The sequence below is a fragment of the Thalassospira lucentensis genome (assembly GCF_032921865.1).
GTDB lineage: Bacteria > Pseudomonadota > Alphaproteobacteria > Rhodospirillales > Thalassospiraceae > Thalassospira > Thalassospira lucentensis_A.
The window spans coordinates 3,184,354-3,202,779 of sequence record NZ_CP136684.1 but is presented as its reverse complement, the minus strand read 5'-3'; the positions used below and the strand labels follow the sequence as shown (position 1 = coordinate 3,202,779).

Here is an 18,426-nt window from a genome sequence, read left to right as displayed (position 1 = left end):
TCGCCGGCCCCATTCCACCAGATGCGAAATGCGTGCGCGGCAAATGCCGGTTGCTTGTTTTTATTGAAAATCTGAAGATACGCCGGGCTTGGATAGCCACAGACAGGTGCGCAGTTCCGCACCGGATAAAGTTCGGACCGGCATACCGGATGTAACGCCCCCGCGCCCCGATGCCATCCCCCGATACAAGCCCAAAGCTTGCAGCCGCTCTCGCAGCACGTCCCATCCCCGCCATCGTACCCCCACGATCCGACAGGCGCGCAAAAATGCACCCCGTCATACAGGTTTCCGCGGCATAAACCGATCTTGATCGTTTCCAGGGATATTTTCTTCTATCACCTGACCGCGCGGCAGAGTGTAGTCAGCGACCACTAGCGCAACCAAGTGACATGTTTGTTAGGATATTAGTTCAAAAATGAGACAAGAAATACTACCCTAAGGTATCCGTTTCCTATCGGGGTATCGTATAAGTATTACATAACAAAGACTTATACATTCACAGATTTATACTGTTTTCTAATTTAGTTTTTCATACTTTACAGAACAAAGATTTCACTGTCCGCTTCCGGAGTCATCCGGCCTGCTGCCGTCCTTCCGAATGAAATCAGTAATTTCTTTCTGCGCGCTGCTGACAGTTTCTGATCCGGCTCCGGCGCGGAGCGGACAATGGCCGCTTCAAACCGGTCGGCAACGATCAATCCGACACCGACCGGGATCAGGTCGCGCGGAAATTCCATCGGCACGGCAAAGAAAAACCGGTCGCAATAATCAAGATAGCTTTCCCACTTCTGATCAACGCGAAAATCCTCGACCGATGATTTGACCTCGACGGCCCAAAGATCACCCTTTTCCCCAAGGGCCAGCACATCAAGCCTCCGCCCGTTGCCAAGCCTAAGCTCGGTCAGGCACGCCATGCGATGATGATACAAAAGACGGCAAACGCCTTCTGTGACTTCGCTTGTGATTTGGGGGCGATTGCGGTCATTCATCGCCACAGGATACAAAAACAAAAGCCCGCTCGAAAGCGGGCTTTGCATCTTGGCGCGACACTCCTGACAAAGCAGATCAGCTCATGCCAAGCGCACGTTTGTAAACCTCAAGGATTTCTTCCTGTTCGGTGCGTTCGTGATCTTCCATTTTGCGCAGACGGATAATCTGGCGCAGGATTTTCACGTCATAACCAAGCGCCTTGGCTTCACCGTAAACTTCCTTGATATCAGCCATCAGGTTGGCTTTTTCTTCTTCAAGGCGTTCGATGCGTTCGACATAGCTCGCAAGCTGATCGGCTGCGATTCCACCGACTTCGGTCATTCCTGATATTCTCCGATCATGTTTGCGCAGCGGAAACCGGTGCGCTGAATTTTAATGCGGCGCGACGATACTCAATGCGCTTTGCCATGACAAGACCCGTTCGCCCGGCAAATTTCAGACGGCTTTCAAACTGCGGATTTTTCGCCGGGCACCGTATGCATGATCAGGTGATCGGCCACCGCAAGCAACGCATCGCGCGGGCTGGCGCCGTTTTCCACCGCATCGGTATAAATCTCGCGCTGGCGGCGTGCGCTTGTGCCGCGTTTGATAATGGTGCGCGCATGTTCGACTTCCGCGACACAGCCGAAATACTCCGCATCCGGGCGGATCAGTTCGATGATTTCTTCAAGCAGATCGGCATAGGGCACTATCTCCGCCCGGCCAAAATCGATCAGCCCGGTTTTATCCCCGGCGTCGCTGCCATACCGGCACGCCCGCCAGCGATTTTCACGCACCAGCATGTTCGAATAAATCCGCCAGCGCTGATTATTACGCCGCAAACGATACAGCATCCGCATCAGGCATCGCGTGATCGATGCAACACAGATCGCATCTTCCAGATCGGTGCAGACATCGGCAATCCGCATTTCAAGCGTCGGCCAACGGTCACTGGGGCGCAAATCCCACCAAAGCTTGGTGCCATCTTCGATCACCCCGGCCTGGATCAGCATATCGACATGGCGGCGATATTCCGCCCATGATCCGAACACTTCCGGCAAGCCGGTACGCGGCAGGTTATCAAACACCGAAAGCCGAAATGTCTGAAGCCCGGTATCACGCCCGCGCCAGAATGGCGAACTGGTCGTCAGTGCCAGAAGATGCGGCAGAAAATAACTCGCCTGCGCCATCAGTTCGATCCGCAGATCGTCATCCTCGATCCCGACATGCACATGCATCCCGCAAATCAGAAGCCGATCAACAACCGTGCGAAGGTCGCGCGCAATCGTGCTGTAACGCTCGCCCTCGGTATGTTTCTGGCTGTCCCATTGCGCAAACGGATGGGTCGATGCCGCCAGCAACGCCATGTCATAACGTGCGGCAATATCGGCAACCGTGCTGCGCATATGCGTTAGCTGGTCACGCGCCTCGGCCGCACTGTTGCAAACCTTGGTGCCGGTTTCGACCTGGCATCGCATGAACTCGCTTGAAACCTGATCGCCCAGTTCGGCCTTGCAGTCTTTCAGAAAATCCGCTGCCGGGTCCGTCGCCAGATCGCGGCTTTCGCGGTCCACCAGCCAGAATTCTTCCTCGATCCCGATGGAAAAGCCCGGTTCGCGCGAATGGGACACCGCCAAATCAGTCTCTCCTGATTTTATAAAGGTTCGGGTCGGCCAGGATGTCGACAAACGCATCGCCAAGGATTTTGGCCCATTTTTCACATCCCGCATCAGTATCAATCAGATCCTGGCGGATTTCAATCGACACACAGGGCAACCCACCGGCTTCGCCGTGATGATCGATGGTGTAATCGGCCATATGCTGCCCGGAATAGGGTTCGTTATCACCAATCGTCAGATCGGGATTCTGTTCGCGAAGTTTTGCCAGCAACGGCACCGGAATACGGCCATCCTGATCCCAAAGCACGCCGATCTCCCACGGGCGTTCAAACCCTTGGAACACCGGGGTAAAGCTGTGAATGGCGATCAGGGCCGGGACGATTTTATGGGCATGGAAATTGGCAATCCGTTCCTCGATGGCCCCGTGATAAGGCAGGAAAATCTCGCGGATGCGCTTCATATGCTCCGTCGGCGAAACGTTTTTATTGCCCGGCACCACCGTCTGATCGGCGATTTCGGGCATCCCGGTCGGGTCCCAAAGCTGCCGGTTGCAATCGATCACCAGCCGCGAAAACCCGCCCAAAACCGCCGGACAATCAAACCGTTCAACCAGAATTTCGGTCACCTTGCGCGCCCCGATATCCCAACCGATATGGCGTTTGCGTTCTTCTTCCGGCAGGCCCAGCGTGCCAAGGCTTTTGGGGATTTCGCGCGAAGCATGGTCACAGACAAAAAGCGAATGCCCCTTGCCGTTCTCGTTCAAAACCTCAAACGGTGCGGGATCATCATGGCCCAGCAGCGACCCGGTATGGTGGCTCACGCGAATTCTCCTGAAATTGGGGCAGCTTGAAATTTTCGGGTCCGGAACCGGCACGAACCGGCACATCGGACCCTGTTGAACTATCAATTTATTGCAGGACTGACAAGGTCGCCCGCACGTCCCCTTTACAACAGTTCAACGGACACTTTGCAGCAACGCCAAACATCCCGTAAAGTGGTATGACCAATAAAATCAAACGCGTTTGTCGGCTGGAGTACAGTCGCTGCTGGAGTGTTCAGAACATGCCGCCTGTCAAACCTGTACCGTCTTCGGACACGGTTGATGCCAACCGGCCCAAAAGGATTGCCGATCAGGTTGCCGACAAGCTTCTCGACATGATCACTGCGGGCATGTTCCTGCCCGGTGATCGCCTGCCGGGCGAACGACAGTTGGCCGAGGACATGAAAGTCAGCCGCGTTTCGGTCCGTGCCGCCCTGCAAAAGCTTAAAACCCGTGGTTACCTGCGCGCGGTTCAGGGCGGCGGCACCGAAGTCCTGTCTTCGACCGGGGTCGAAATGGATACCGCGATGACCGATCTTGTCCGGGACTCGCTTAACAATCTGCGCGACCTGCAGGAAATCCGCTGCACGCTCGAAACATGGGCCGCACGTCGGGCTGCCATCAATGCCAGTGACGAGGATATCGAACTGCTGCGCATCGCCTACCGGCAGGCCCACGATCCGCGTCGCGCGCCAAAATACCGCGCAGATGATGACCATCGCCTGCATATGATGATCGGCCGCGCCAGCGGATCAATCATCTATTACCACGTCATGAAAATGCTGCACGATGTCCTGCAGGCGGCCCTGACCGAAATCCGCTTTAACAATCTGTCCGGCCCGTCCTTTGACCGGATGGTGCAGGAACATCATTATGCGATTGTCGAAGCCATCGCCGCCCGTGACCCGGACGCCTCGGAAAAAGCCATGTCCGAACATTTGCAGGCGGTCATCGAATATTTCAAACTGGCCGCCGTGAACAAACCGAACTGAGCCGCAAATACAATTACAAGAACGATAAAAATACGACCATTCAGGGAAACCAGACATGACGACATCGCGCGACACGCTTTTGCAGTTGATGGATGCCGCCCTTAAGGCCGCCGATCCTGCGGTCCAGATTCCGCGCAACCTGCCGCCAAAGCCCAAGGGCAAAACCATTATCATCGGTGCGGGCAAGGCATCGGCCAATATGGCGCGCGCCTTTGAACAGGCATGGGATGGCGATGTTTCCGGTCTGGTCGTCACCCGCTATGGTCATGCGGTCCCGTGCGAGAAAATCGAAATTGTCGAAGCCTCCCACCCGGTCCCCGACGTCGCCGGGCAAAAGGCCGCCCAGCGTATTCTTGATATCGTCAAATCCGCTGGTCCCGATGATCTGGTGGTCTGCATGATTTCGGGCGGCGGATCGGCCCTGCTGGCCCTGCCCGGTCCGGGCCTGACACTCGAAGACAAACAGGCAATCAGCAAGGCCCTGCTTCATAGCGGTGCGACCATTTCCGAAATGAACTGTGTGCGCAAGCATCTTTCGGCGATCAAGGGCGGCAGGCTGGCCGCCGCCTGTGCCCCCGCACGCATGGCCACCTATCTGGTATCCGATGTGCCGGGCGACGATCCGGCAATCATCGCATCCGGTCCCACGGTTGCCGATCCGACAACCGGGCAGGATGCGCTTGATATCATCCGCCGTTACCGGATCGAAATACCGCTTGCCGCGACCGAACTTTTGAATAACGACATCCATGAAACCGTCAAACCGGGCGACAAATGCTTTGACGGGCATGAAGTGATCATGCTGTCACGCCCGCAGGACAGTCTGGAGGCCGCGGCCAAAGTCGCCCGCGACCTTGGCATCAATCCGGTCATTCTGGGCGATGCCATCGAAGGCGAAGCCCGCGAGGTCGCCATCGTCCATGCCGGGATCGCCCATCAGGTCGCCAATCACGGCCAACCCGCCGCCAGACCCTGCGTGCTGCTATCGGGCGGTGAAACAACCGTCACGGTCCGCGCCAAGGGGGGTCGTGGTGGCCGCAACAGCGAATTTCTGCTCTCCCTCCTGATCCAGTTCCGCGATCACGAAGGGTTCAGCGCGCTTGCGATTGATACCGACGGGATTGATGGCAGCGAAGATAACGCCGGTGCGATCATCGACCCGACAAGCTGGCAAAAGGCGATTTCAGCCGGGATCGACCTTCGGGAATATCTGGCCAATAACGACGCCTATAGCGCATTCGCCAAAATCGACGATCTCCTGATCACCGGCCCGACGCTCACCAACGTAAACGACTTCCGCGCGATCCTGATTGAGAACTAAATTAAACATCCATGGAGGATAGCAATCCATGTCGAATAGAGGTCACTACCTTGGAGGTAGTAATATAATTCGTATCGCCAAAGGGAAATCCCTTGGTGCGGAACGACCGAAGTTGCGACACGCTACGTCCGAAGATGAACTCAAATATCCCGGCCATGACAAAATATCATATCGAAACCTTAAAGGGCTTCGGTCATCCTTATTTTTTCAATCTTATGTCAAAAACTGCAAAGCAATGTCTTTGGCTGGGCAGCCTTGGAACCCTCCTCCAAAGCCAATTTTAAAACGCTTCAACGGCAATTTGGAGGCCATCAAAGACGCCGTATTGAAAGACCCTTTGTTCAACACCTGAAATACTCTATCACTTCGGCATCCACGGGCGGATCCAGTCAAGACCGGCATCGGTATTGCCATGCGGCTTGTATTCGCAGCCGATCCAGCCGTCATACCCGACCCGATCCAGCATATAGAACAGGAACGGGTAATTAAGCTCGCCGCTATCGGGTTCGTGCCGTCCCGGCACACCGGCAATCTGGATATGGGCGGTTTTGTCCAGATGCTTGTCCAGACGGGCCGCAATATTCCCGCCGACAATCTGCGCATGGTAAATATCGAATTGCAGTGCCAGATTGGGATGATCAAGCTGATCAAGGATCACGGCGGCCTGTTCGACGGAATTAAGCAGATAACCCGGCATATCAATCGGATTGATCGGCTCGATCAGGATTTTGACACCGGCCTGTTCGGCCAGATCGGCGGCATAAAGCAGATTGTCGCAATAAAGCCGCGCCAGTTCCCCGGCATCCTCGCCCTTGCCCATCACACCCGCCATGCAATGCACCATCTGGCATCCGGTCGCGGCCGCGTAATCAAGCGCCCTGACCACGGAATCGCGAAACGCATCCTCGCGCCCCGGTCGGCAGGCAAGCCCGCGTTCGCCCTTTTCCCAATCGCCGGTCGGCATATTGAACAAAACCTGTTCAAGCCCATTGTCGCTCAGCAGCGATTTGACGCTTGCCATCGGCATGTCATAGGCGCCGACATATTCGACCCCGCCAAACCCGGCCGCTGCCGCCGCCGCGAAACGTTTTTCAAATGGCAGATCGGCAAACAGGAATGAAAGATTGGCGCTGAAACGGGGCATTGGACACCTGATCGGAGCATGGGTTCGGGTCGTCATGGTTTCGCATCACCGCCGCCGCGTCAATGCCAAAGCAGGACGGCATCCCGGACACCTTCATCACACGGCACCATCTTTGGCAATTTCGTCCGCAAGCCACGCACCGAATGCCTCGATTTCCTTGATATTGGCACTCTTGCCGGTATGGATCAGATGATAATGATGCCCTTCCATCACCGGGCGGAATGGCTGCACCAGAAGCCCGGCGGCGATTTCCGAACGCACCATTTCCGAACTGGCCAGTACAACGCCCTGCCCTGCGATGGCCGCCTGAATGGCATGGGTATCGTCACTGAAACTAAGCCCACTTGATAAATCGACATCGTCCAACCCGGCCAGCTTGCACCACCGGGCCCAAGTCGGCGTTGCCTCGTCCGGGCGCAGCCATTCCAGATGCAAAAAGGTCTGCCCGCGCAGGTCTTTGGGGGTCTGGATATTCAACATCGGGCTGCAAACCGGCGCGAACCGGTCGGCAAACAGGGTTTGCACCACCATCCCGGCAAAAGGCCCCCGTCCATATCGAACGGCGGCATCAGCCATCCCGGAATTAAGGTCAACCACCTCGGCCGAAGTATGCAGCCGCAGATGGATATCGGGATGTGCTGCCTGAAAACCGCCAAGGCGCGGCAACAGCCATTTGGCCGCAAACGACGCCAGCACCGACACCGTCAGGCTGCGCTGCTGCTTGCGCGCCTTGACCCGATCAATGGCAACGGCAAAACCGGCAAAGCCATCGCGCAATGTGGGATAAAGCTCCTGCCCGGCGGCGGTCAGTGTCACCTGCCTTGGCTTGCGGTCAAACAATCGCACACCAAGAGTTTCTTCAAGCAACCGCACCTGATGGCTGATCGCGGTCGGGGTAACGGCAAGTTCGGACGCCGCCCGCTTGAAACTAAGGTGCCGGGCGGCGGCTTCAAAGGCGCGCAGGGTCGCAAGCGGGGGCAAGGGCATATGGATGAACTCAATTCATCTACTGGCTGAGATATTCGATTTTGATCAAAACCTGTATCCAAGTCAAATATTGGGCAACGCAAATCGAAACAGATGAACAAAGATCATCACTAACGATCAAAGGTGCCCCATGACAACCATTCTTCATATCGACAGCAGTGCGCGCCCCGGCCGATCCGACACGCGCGCCCATGGCTCCCACTCCCGCCGCCTTACCGCCAAATTCATCGAACAATGGCGCGCCACCCGTCCGGATGACGAAATCATCTATCGCGATGTCGGGGCCAATCCCCCCAATCCGGTGACCGGTGACTGGGTCCATGCGGCCTTCACCAAACCGGCCCAGCGCGAAGACTGGATGCATCAGGTTCTGGCCGAAAGCGACGAACTGCTTGCCGAATTGCTGCGTGCCGATGTGATTGTTGCCGGGGTGCCGATGTATAATTTCGGCATGCCCGCCCAGATGAAGGCATGGATCGAAAACATCGTCCGCGTCGGCGTCACCTTCGGCTTTGACCGGTCGCGCGATGGCGAACCGTACTGGCCGATGCTGACCGGTGGCAAATCGGTGGTGGTCTTATCCTCGCGCGGCGATTTCGGATATGATCCGGGTGGACGTGTTGCCCATCTTAACCATGTCGAAGGCGGCGTCTTCGCCCCGCTGGAATATATCGGCATCACCGATCAGCACAGCACCGCCATCGAATATGACGAATTCGGCGATGAACGCACCCAGAAATCCATCGCCGATGCCGAGGCAAAGGTCACCGATATCGTCATGCAACTACAGGCACGCCATACGCAGGTTTCCGATATCGCCATGACGGCCTGAAAAGCCTGATGGCACCATCACCGGGGAATGGATCGCCCCCTCCTTCCCCCGGTGGTGTTCTTGTCGTTTTTCTGCCCCGGGCTTGATGCTGCGCTTTGGGCGGGACTTGCCTGATCCGACACCTCGCCCGACATCAGCCCGGTGATCAGACGCGCGCCTTTTTTGCGGAACAGATAACTCCAGACCCACTGCACCATCACGAGCGCCGGCGCACGCAAACCGATCAGAAAATAGATATGCGCAAGCCCCCAGAACCACCACGCCAGCCAGCCGCGCAGCTTCAACCCGTTCAGGTCAATCACCGCCCGATGACGGCCAATCGTCGCCAGATTTCCGGCATGGCGATAGGTAAATGGGGGCGTTTCGCGGTTTGCCATATGATCAAGAATACGCCCGCCAACATATTTGCCCTGCTGCTTGGCCGCCGGGGCAATCCCCGGCACCGTCATGCCATCGCGCCACGGCACATGCGCCGCATCACCGATGACAAAAACATCCTCATAACCCGGCACCGACAGATCGGTATTGACCATAACCCGGCCACCCCGATCACATTCCCGCCCGGTCCAGTCGGCCAGATGATCAACCCGGACCCCCGCACCCCAGATCACATTGGCGCTCGGAATAAACTCATCGCCAATCTGCGCACCCATCGCGGTAATGTCGGAAACCTGCTGATTGACCCGGACCTCGACCCCGATTTTTTCAAGCGATTTTCGGGTATAGTCCGATAGATCCTCCGGGAATGCGCCCAGCAATCTGGGGCCACCCTCGGCAAGGATGATGCGTGCATCACGCGGATCGATCCGGCGGAAATCATGGGATAATGCCTGCTTGGCAAGTTCGGCAATCGCCCCGGCCATCTCGACCCCGGTCGGCCCACCACCAACCACAACAAAGTTCAGCAACCGACGCCGTTCTTCCGCATCTTCGCTGTTTTCCGCGCGTTCAAACGCCAGAAGCAGGCTTTTGCGGATATCGGTCGCCTCGGTAATGTTTTTAAGGCCCGGTGCGACCATCGCCCAGTGATCATTCCCGAAATAGGATGTCACCGCCCCGGTCGCGATCACCAGATAATCATATGAAAGGTCGCGATCCCCCGCGATGATCCGCCGCCCCGGCAAATCAAGCCCGGTGACCTCGCCCATGAAGACGGAAACATTGGGATAGCGGCTGAAAATACTGCGGATCGGCCAGGCGATTTCGGCGGGTGACAGGTCGGCCGTCGCCACCTGATACAACAGCGGCTGAAACAGATGATGATTGCGCTTGTCGATCAGGATGACGTCAACATCATCCTTGCCCGCAAGTTTCTTGGCGGCACTCATGCCCCCGAAACCCGCACCCACAATTACCACCCGCTTCTTGTCCGTCATGCCGGTCATGCTCCTGTCATGCATTTGTCCGACCCCGGCTCTAGCTAGGCAGGAACGGTAATTATTGCAAGTTATTCATGCCGAACAATTTTTTGATCAGAGGCGGGCAAACCGGATCGGCTTTCCTGCCAATATTCCTTCATCCCTGCAACCAGCACATCAAACACAACCCGGCACCGCAAACTGTCGCGAAGGTCTTCATGCATCGTTACCCATGTGTCCAACGGCACAGAAAAATCGGCCAGAACCCGCACCAGACGATCATTCCTGCGCGCCAGACCAATTTGGCACAAACCGATGCCAAGACCATTTCGAACCATGGCAAGCTGCGCCAGATGATTATCAGACCGAAGATGAAAGATATTGTCGGCAAACCCGGATAGCCGTTCAAGCATGCTGCGAACATCAGGTGTAATGGTATCAACCCCGATCAGATCATGTCCGGCCAGATCAGCCGGCCGCTGCGGCATGGCGCGGCGTTCAAGATAGTCGGCATGCGCAAAAAGGCCGAGGTGAATATCGCCGATCCGCTTGGCTATCAATGCGTCTTGGGATGGCGCAACCATACGGACCGCAATGTCGGAATCACGCCGCAGCAGATTTTCCACCCGATTGGACAGCACAAGTTCAATTTCCAGATCAGGATAACTCTCCCGGAGCCTTCGCAGGATCGACGGTAAAACCTCAACACCGATTACTTCACTGGCTGTAATACGCACCGATCCACGAATGCCGGTCCCGACACCACTGGCGGCACGCCGGATCGCGGCTGTGGCTGCTTTCAGGGCTTCGGCATGCGGACGAAGGGCAATTGCCGCATCTGTCGGCGCCAATCCCGATTGCGACCGGGTAAACAGGGACAATCCAAGACGATATTGCAATTCGTCGATATGGCGCCCCAATGTCGGCTGGGTCAAGCCAAGTGCACGGGCGGCGGCCGAAAGAGATCCCTCCTCCAGCACGGCAAGGAAACTGCGATAATGGCTCCAGTCCGGGTCAGGCTTATCCATACATAAATGTATATCATGCAAACATCTTTATAGAATACTGTTTATTCTCTTCCCGCCATATCCTGATGCCAGTTCCCATCAGGAGGTTCCAATGAACAATACCGAGACCGGAAAAACAGCATTGATCCTTGGCGCAACCGGCGGCATCGGCGCAGAGATCGCATTGGCGTTACTGCGCCGACACTGGACAATTCGCGTTCTGGCCCGCAGCCCCGCACCTGCGGATGCCATTTATGGAAATGCATCGCAATGTGACTGGCGCATCGGTGACGCTCTTAATCATGACGACGTTATGAATGCGGCCCGCGATGTGGATGTGATTGTCCATGCCGTCAATCCGCCCGGCTATCGCGACTGGGACAAGCTGGTTCTGCCGATGATTGACAACACGATTGCCGCGGCCACTGTTAACAAAGCCCGCATTGTTCTTCCGGGCACCATTTATAATTACGGTCCCGATGCATTGCCGGAACCCGGCGAAAACAGCCCGCAAAACCCGATAACCCGCAAGGGTGCAATCCGTGTCGCGATTGAAGAACGGCTGAAAGCTGCATGTGATTACGGGGCCAAAGCCCTGATCGTCCGCGCTGGCGACTTTTTTGGGCCAACAGCACGCAATAACTGGTTTTCTCAGTGTCTTGTCAAACCCGCAACGCCGGTGACCAAAATCACCTATCCAGGCAAATCCGGGATTGGCCATCAATGGGCCTACTTACCTGATGTTGCTGAAACCATGGCGCAGTTGCTATGTCACGAAACCGAACTTGACGATTTTGCACGTTTTCACATGGCGGGATACTGGGACCATGACGGGCAGCAAATGATCAACGCCATTCGCCGCGTCAGCGGACAACAAAGCGCAAGGGTCGCGGCACTGCCATGGAATTTAATGAAACTTGCTAAATTCTTTGTGCCGTTCTTCCGCGAAGCGACGGAATTGCATTATCTGTGGCAGCAACCGATCCGCTTGAACAATCAGAATCTGGTGTCATTTCTTGGATCCGAGCCACATACCGATCTTGATATCGCGATCACCAGAACATTACGCATGCTCGGCTGTATGGAAATCGAAAACCCGAAATCCAGCCTGCCCTCTGAACACCTGTCGACATAAAAGACAAAGATAGCCTCCTGCGCCCCGACAGGCCCGCCGGGCTCCTGCAAAAAGCAAATCGACCAGTCAGACAGAAAACAATCGGCATGCACGCCTTGAAATCGCGACAAAAGGATAGGTTACTATGTATAACTGATTATCCTTTTTCGTCCCTTCTGACAGATGCCACCCACGAGGCTCCCATGACCGAAAAATTCCAGCTCCATCCACAGCTTGCCGCCGACACCTCCATCGTGACCGATGGCCCGCTATCGCACGTGCTGCTGATGAATGACGCCCGCTATCCCTGGCTGATTTTGGTCCCCAAACGCGCCAATCTGGTCGATTATGACGACCTGAGCGCGGATGAACGCAAATTGCTGGGCGATGAATGCGCCGCCGTTTCAGCAACGCTGAAACGTCGCTTCGACGCACATAAAACCAATGTCGCGATGCTGGGCAACATGGTTCCGCAACTGCATTGCCACGTCGTCGCCCGGTTCAAAAATGATGCCGCATGGCCCGGCCCGATCTGGGGTGTCGGCAAGGCCGAACCTTATGACGAGGAAACCGGCAATGAACGGCTGGCGATCCTGCGCGCCGATCTGATTTCGGCCTTCAAGCATCTGTAATTTCCCGCTTTGCCGCTCCTTGACGCATATCAAGGAAGATGAATTTGGAATAATGCAAAAGACGGACAGAACGAATTTTCGGGATGTCCGTCATGCAACTCGCCCTTTACGAAAAATACGACCTGCGTCTACCGCGCTATACCAGCTATCCGACCGCTCCGCATTTCAGTGCGTCGGTGAATGGCAGGGTTTTCGAAAGCTGGCTGGGTGACCTTGATCCCGCACAACCCTTATCGCTTTATCTGCATATTCCGTGGTGTCGGGAAATGTGCTGGTTCTGCGGCTGCAACACCAAAATCACCAAACAATATGACCCCGTCGGCAATTTTGTTGTCGCCCTTCGGGCTGAAATCGCAAGCCTGCTGTCAAAGCTTGACCCCGCGCATCGTTTCAAGGTTTCGCACATTCATTTTGGCGGCGGCAGCCCGACGGCACTGAAACCCGAAGACCTGTCCGCGATCATGGCCGACCTGACCGATCGCATCGATATCCTTGACGATGCCGAAGTCGCCCTTGAAATGGATCCGCGCACGGCCACACCGGAATTTATCGATATCATGGCCGAATGCGGCTTTACCCGTGCCAGCATCGGCATTCAGGACTTCAACCCGTTTGTGCAACGTGCGGTCAACCGCGTGCAATCGTTTGAGCTGGTCGAAGATGTCATTGCCCGCCTGCGTGCGCACAGGATTTCGGGCATCAATGTCGATCTGATGTATGGCCTGCCGTTCCAGACCGTGGATAGCATCATCGAAACCGTTGATCAGACGGTTACGCTGAACCCCGACCGCCTGTCGGTATTCGGTTATGCCCATGTGCCATGGATGAAAAAGCACCAGAACCTGATCCCGACCGAAGCCCTGCCCGACACCGCTGCACGCTGGGCGCAATACGAAGCCATCCAGACCCGGCTGACCTCGCATGGTTACAGCGCCATCGGCCTTGACCATTTCGCCCGCGATGACGACGCCATGGCCATCGCGCAGAAAAGCGGCCTTTTGCACCGGAACTTTCAGGGCTACACCACCGACCGCGCCGAAGCATTGATCGGTTTTGGCCCCTCGGCCATTTCATCCCTGCCGCAGGGCTATGCCCAGAACGACCCGGCTCTTGCCCGCTGGCAACGCGCGGTCGAGGCCGGCGAATGCGGCATTGAAAAGGGCATTGCGGTCAGTAACGAGGACCGCATCCGGCGCGACATCATCAATGAACTGATGTGCAACCTGACGGTCGACGTCGCCGCCATCTGCGCCGATCACGGCATTTCCGCCGACCGTTTCACCTGGGAGATCGAGCGGGTCCGCGCCATGACGCAGGATGGCATTGTCGAAGTTAACGGCACACACATCCACCTTACCGAAAGCGGCCGACCGCTCGTCCGTGCGGTGTGTGCGGCGTTTGACACCTATCTTGATCACGCCCACGGACGGCACTCACAGGCGGTCTAAACCACAGGAGGGCCGGATAGATTGCTGACAAAGCCCTCCCAATCCGATTGTCATTCCCAACCTCATCGTCATTCCCGCGAAGGCGGGAATCCAGTCTCTTTCAATCGGGCATGGATTCCGGGTCTGCGCTCTGCTCTGCCCGGAATGACGATTTTGATCCATCCCCAAGCCAATCCAGCCAACCAGCTCTGCTGCCCCTCGACATCACCAAACGCCACCGACCGGGTGGGCTGGACGGACAGGACAGAAAGGAACTGAACCGGATTGCACCAGACCGGCCTCGCCCCAGTCCCGGTTGTCCCGAACAAGCACCTCGGGCTTTCGATGGACACCGCAAACGCACCTCGCCCCAAGGGCCACAGCGTTGCCGCATGGCAGGCACAAATCCCGCCATTGATGACCGGCCTTTCGACATCTCGGAATGCACCATCGGCCCCATCGCCGGGCCAAGCCAGCCAATTCAGGCAGCCGATCCAGTGCAGACGCAATTCGGGCCTGCTGATCCTCGGCATTGCCAGACTTCACCGACCGGGCTGGCCCCGGATTGGACTGAGCTGGACCGAACCAACTTCGCCTCGCCCCGGCTATCCCTGCCCCGAACAAACACCCTTGCCCCAAGGGCACATCTCTCCCGTCATGATAAACACCCGTTTTTCGTAAATTTCCGACGGCCTCACGGCCCGGACGCACCATCGCCGTAATGACTTTTCCATGCGCCGGTAACGTCCCTTCGGCGATACCAACCCCGCCATGTCATCTCAGATCGTTGCCCTGCCATCGTCTCATTCCTGCTTTTGCCACCCGAAACGCAAAAAACCCGCAAAAGCGAATCACGCTTTGCGGGTTTTGTCTCCGGACCCATTTGTCCTGTTGACTTTATCTTTATGCCACAAGAAAAAGAACAAATCAAGAACTTTATTCCAAAAACCCGGAAAAAGTTCCCAACGAAAGCTCACCACGACAGAAAGGATATATTTCTCAATATCTTAGTTGGGAAAATCTGTTTCGCCGGCCCTGTCGTTTGCTGAAAGCGGGATCAGTCCCAATCGGGTGCCAGCCCGTCGGGGCTGACGATCCGGCCGTTTTTATCGGCCAGACCATGAATGGCCTGCATTTCCTCGCCGCTCAGTTCGAAATCAAAGATGTCGAAGTTTTCCGCGACCCGGCTTTCGGTTGCGGTTTTCGAAAGGGCGATGACATCATTCTGCTGTAACAGCCAGCGCAGAACCACCTGTGCGACCGACCTGTCATGCGATTTGGCGATCTCGCCAAGCTCTGCGTTATCAAGCACCTTGCCATCGGCCATCGCATAATAGGCGGTCAGCGCCATGCCATGCTTGCGCGCCTCATCCATCACCTTGGTCTGATCAATGAACGGATGATATTCGACCTGATTGGTCACAAGCGGCGCATCCGACAGGGCAACGGCTTCATCCATCAGGGCGATGTTGAAATTGCTGACCCCGATATGGCGCACCTTGCCAGCCTTGTGCACCTCGTTAAGCGCACCAATCTGATCGGCAAGCGACACATCCTTGTTCGGCCAATGCAAAAGCAACAGATCGACATAATCGGTTTTAAGCTTTTCAAGGCTTTCATCGACCGACTTGATAAAGGCATCATGCCCGTAATTGCTGACCCAGACCTTGGTGGTCAGGAAGATGTCCTTGCGCGGAACACCGCTATCAAGGATCGCCTGCCCTACCGCGGCTTCATTGTCGTAAATCTGGGCCGTATCGATATGGCGAAAGCCGGTTTGGATCGCCTTCGGAACGATACGCAGAACGTCGGCTTCGGGCATGCGAAACGTGCCAAAGCCAAGGGCGGGAATCACCGCACCATTTGCAGATACATCAAACATCTGAATTCCTCATTGGAAATGTCGCGACTGTCTTCGCAACGGCTGCCAAACCCGAAGGTTCCGATAATTCCGGCACTCAGGCCGATTTGCGCACCGTCAGGATGACAATCCCGGTAATCACGACCAACCCGCCCAGCATCTGGGCCGGGCTGATCATCTGTTCCAGCACCACCCAGCCAAACAGCAGGGTGGCAATCGGTTCCATATTCATCACCGGCGCATTGCGCGCCATATTCAGCCGCGGCACCGAGATAAACAGGACGGAAAAGGCACCACCATAAAGCAGTACCAATGCACCAAGCCCAAGCCAGCCCGGTGTTGCGGATGGCAATGCCATCCCGCCCGGCACCAGTTCGGCAAAACCGGCAATGATCATCGATGCAAACACGATCACCATGGTGAACATGCTGCGCACCGATCCGCGCAAAGCCGATAATTTGTGATCGGTCACCCAAAGGGCGACGGCAAAGGACATTGCCGCCCCCAGCGCAAAACCAATCCCCTGCCACCAGTTCGCACCAACATCACCATCCATCGCCAGAACACCTGGCACATCAAGCGCCAGCACAAGCCCCGACAGGATGAACAGCATCAGGGCCGCCGATTTCAATGTCGGTCGCGCCCCGCCCAACGCCCAGGTTAGCAACGCCAGAATGATCGGGAAACTGTTGGCCGTCAGAAGTGCAAGTGCGACCGGAATACGCGCCACCGCCGAATACAGGCACAGGCTTTGGATCGTGACCAGAAGCCCCAGCAGCAATTGCCATTTGCGCGTCCCGACCGGCAGCCGGATCGTCTGGCGTTGCCAGATCACAAGCGTGATCAGGATCGCCAATGCCACACCCGACCGGCACAGGATCGCCAGAAGCAACCCGGTACCGTTTTCAAACGCCAGCCTTGCCGCCACATGGTTCCCGGCAAAGGAACAGGCAACAACAACAAGGATCAGAACCGCAATCTGGCGGGGGAAATGTTCAGGAACGGCAGCAGGCAGCGCAGTCGATAAGGACATATCAAAACCGGTTTTGTGGGGCGAACAATCAGAAAACGCCAGAAAGACCATTAAAACAAGCCTTTCCGGCAAAGGGTGCCACATCCGGTGCACAGGACGTGGCAACCCCGATATCGGTTATGCGGTCTGAAGGACGTTATCGGACCGGCGGTCCAGCACACCGCTGATCATGGTCAGACCAACCGCAAACGCGACCAGAAGGGCCGCAACCCACGGCGTTGCCGACAGACCAAGCGACGAGGACACGACAATCCCGCCAACCCACGCCCCGATCGCAATACCAAGGTTAAAGGCCGCGATATTCAGCGCGGATGCAACATCCACCCCGCCCGGACGGTGCAGCTTTGCCAGTTGCACGACATAAAGCTGAAGCCCCGGAACATTGGCAAATTGCAGGAAACCAAGGGCGGCCAGCGTGATAACCGCAAGGACCGGCGACACAGCGGTAAAGGTAAAGATCACAAGTGTGACGGCCTGCAAGGCAAACAGGATGGTCAGCGCCCGGACCGGGTTCCGGTCCGCAACACGCCCACCGGCAAGGTTGCCAACCGCAATCGCAAGCCCATAGAACACAAGGATCAGACTGACACTGGACTCACTGAACCCCGTAATATCCTGAAGCACGGCGGACAGATAGGTAAAGGTGACGAACGTGCCGCCATAACCAAACGCCGTCATGCCAAACACCAGCAACAACCGCCCACTGCCAAGCACGCGCACCTGATCAATCAGGCGTGCGGGCTCCGCCCGGCTAAGGTTCGAGGGCAGCAAAACCGCAATCCCGACAAAGGCAATCACGCCAAGAAGCGAAACACCCCAGAAAGTCGCACGCCATCCCAGCATCTGACCGATGAAAGTTCCCAGCGGCACGCCGGTTACAATCGCAACCGTCAGCCCCATGAACATCATGGCAATCGCTGATGCCCGGCGGTTTTCCGGCACCAGATCGGCGGCAATCGTCGCCCCGATCGAGAAGAAAACACCATGCGCAAAGGCCGAAATCACCCGCGCAACCAGAAGCATTTCATAGGTCGGGCTAAGTGCGGCGGCACTGTTGCCGACCACAAACAAAGCCATCAACCCCAGCATCAGGGTCTTGCGGTGCATGCGCCCGGTCAGGGCAGTTAAAACCGGCGCACCGAACGTAACGCCAAGGGCATAGACACTGACAATCAACCCGGCCATCGGCAGGGTCACCGAAAGATCGTTTGCCACGGTCGGCAAAAGGCCGACGACGACAAACTCCGTCGTGCCGATCGCATAGGCCGCGATCGTCAACGCAAATAAAGCAAGGGGCATTTCAATTCTCC

The 18,426-nt window shown here is 56.5% G+C and carries 17 protein-coding genes; 6 read left to right on the top strand and 11 right to left on the bottom strand.

The genetic code is table 11. From position 1 onward, the window contains the following. Positions 1-536: 536 nt before the first annotated feature. The 4 genes from R1T41_RS15530 to R1T41_RS15515 form a co-directional block, all read right to left on the bottom strand. Entirely contained in the window at positions 537-1,037 is a 501-nt protein-coding gene (locus R1T41_RS15530; RefSeq protein WP_317337734.1) for an MmcB family DNA repair protein, read from the bottom strand. 28 nt (positions 1,038-1,065) lie between these two features. Continuing rightward, entirely contained in the window at positions 1,066-1,311 is a 246-nt protein-coding gene (locus R1T41_RS15525) for a DUF2312 domain-containing protein (protein WP_007090950.1), read from the bottom strand. 125 nt (positions 1,312-1,436) lie between these two features. After that, positions 1,437-2,606, bottom strand: coding sequence for a carboxylate-amine ligase (locus R1T41_RS15520; RefSeq protein WP_317337733.1), 1,170 nt, complete (start codon positions 2,604-2,606; stop codon positions 1,437-1,439). Between the two features lies 1 nt (position 2,607). Then, positions 2,608-3,408, bottom strand: coding sequence for an N-formylglutamate amidohydrolase (locus R1T41_RS15515; protein WP_317337732.1), 801 nt, complete (start codon positions 3,406-3,408; stop codon positions 2,608-2,610). A 242-nt stretch (positions 3,409-3,650) separates the two neighbouring features. Between R1T41_RS15515 and R1T41_RS15510 the strand changes: the two genes are divergently transcribed. Together R1T41_RS15510 and R1T41_RS15505 are read left to right on the top strand one after the other, a co-directional pair. Further along, positions 3,651-4,400, top strand: coding sequence for a FadR/GntR family transcriptional regulator (locus tag R1T41_RS15510; protein ID WP_062952497.1), 750 nt, complete (start codon positions 3,651-3,653; stop codon positions 4,398-4,400). Between the two features lie 55 nt (positions 4,401-4,455). Further along, complete coding sequence (locus R1T41_RS15505; RefSeq protein ID WP_317337731.1) at positions 4,456-5,721, top strand: glycerate kinase; 1,266 nt, start codon at positions 4,456-4,458, stop codon at positions 5,719-5,721. Between the two features lie 361 nt (positions 5,722-6,082). On the opposite strand, the gene otnI is transcribed toward R1T41_RS15505, so the two are convergent. Together otnI and gcvA are read right to left on the bottom strand one after the other, a co-directional pair. After that, positions 6,083-6,865, bottom strand: a complete 783-nt coding sequence (gene otnI, locus R1T41_RS15500) for a 2-oxo-tetronate isomerase (RefSeq protein WP_317337730.1) — start codon at positions 6,863-6,865, stop codon at positions 6,083-6,085. Between the two features lie 96 nt (positions 6,866-6,961). Then, positions 6,962-7,852, bottom strand: a complete 891-nt coding sequence (gene gcvA, locus R1T41_RS15495; RefSeq protein ID WP_317337729.1) for a transcriptional regulator GcvA — start codon at positions 7,850-7,852, stop codon at positions 6,962-6,964. A gap of 130 nt (positions 7,853-7,982) precedes the next feature. Here gcvA and R1T41_RS15490 point away from each other — a divergent pair, with 130 nt between their 5' ends. Next, the gene (locus tag R1T41_RS15490) at positions 7,983-8,684 is read left to right on the top strand and encodes an FMN-dependent NADH-azoreductase (RefSeq protein WP_317337728.1); all 702 of its coding nucleotides are present in this window, start codon (positions 7,983-7,985) and stop codon (positions 8,682-8,684) included. A 17-nt stretch (positions 8,685-8,701) separates the two neighbouring features. On the opposite strand, the gene R1T41_RS15485 is transcribed toward R1T41_RS15490, so the two are convergent. Both R1T41_RS15485 and R1T41_RS15480 read right to left on the bottom strand, forming a co-directional pair. Then, positions 8,702-10,060 carry an NAD(P)/FAD-dependent oxidoreductase gene (locus R1T41_RS15485; protein WP_317337727.1) on the bottom strand — a complete coding sequence of 453 codons (1,359 nt, stop codon included), beginning with the start codon at positions 10,058-10,060 and terminating at the stop codon, positions 8,702-8,704. Between the two features lie 71 nt (positions 10,061-10,131). After that, the gene (locus R1T41_RS15480) at positions 10,132-11,070 is read right to left on the bottom strand and encodes a LysR family transcriptional regulator (protein ID WP_317337726.1); all 939 of its coding nucleotides are present in this window, start codon (positions 11,068-11,070) and stop codon (positions 10,132-10,134) included. A gap of 91 nt (positions 11,071-11,161) precedes the next feature. Here R1T41_RS15480 and R1T41_RS15475 point away from each other — a divergent pair, with 91 nt between their 5' ends. The 3 genes from R1T41_RS15475 to hemN all read left to right on the top strand — a co-directional run bounded on the left by R1T41_RS15475 (position 11,162) and on the right by hemN (position 14,243). After that, positions 11,162-12,184: an NAD-dependent epimerase/dehydratase family protein gene (locus R1T41_RS15475; protein ID WP_317337725.1), complete on the top strand. Its 1,023-nt coding sequence runs from the start codon at positions 11,162-11,164 to the stop codon at positions 12,182-12,184. A 182-nt stretch (positions 12,185-12,366) separates the two neighbouring features. Then, entirely contained in the window at positions 12,367-12,795 is a 429-nt protein-coding gene (locus tag R1T41_RS15470; protein WP_062960117.1) for an HIT domain-containing protein, read from the top strand. Between the two features lie 92 nt (positions 12,796-12,887). Then, positions 12,888-14,243: an oxygen-independent coproporphyrinogen III oxidase gene (hemN, locus tag R1T41_RS15465; protein ID WP_317337724.1), complete on the top strand. Its 1,356-nt coding sequence runs from the start codon at positions 12,888-12,890 to the stop codon at positions 14,241-14,243. Positions 14,244-15,279: 1,036 nt separating this feature from the next. Here the strand turns inward: hemN and R1T41_RS15460 are convergent. The 3 genes from R1T41_RS15460 to R1T41_RS15450 form a co-directional block, all read right to left on the bottom strand. Next, positions 15,280-16,104, bottom strand: coding sequence for an aldo/keto reductase (locus tag R1T41_RS15460; RefSeq protein ID WP_317337723.1), 825 nt, complete (start codon positions 16,102-16,104; stop codon positions 15,280-15,282). A gap of 76 nt (positions 16,105-16,180) precedes the next feature. Beyond that, positions 16,181-17,116 (bottom strand): DMT family transporter, encoded by a 936-nt coding sequence (locus R1T41_RS15455; RefSeq protein ID WP_317337722.1) that lies wholly within the window; start codon positions 17,114-17,116, stop codon positions 16,181-16,183. Between the two features lie 117 nt (positions 17,117-17,233). Beyond that, positions 17,234-18,415, bottom strand: a complete 1,182-nt coding sequence (locus R1T41_RS15450) for an MFS transporter (RefSeq protein ID WP_317337721.1) — start codon at positions 18,413-18,415, stop codon at positions 17,234-17,236. Between the last annotated feature and the right edge of the window lie 11 nt (positions 18,416-18,426).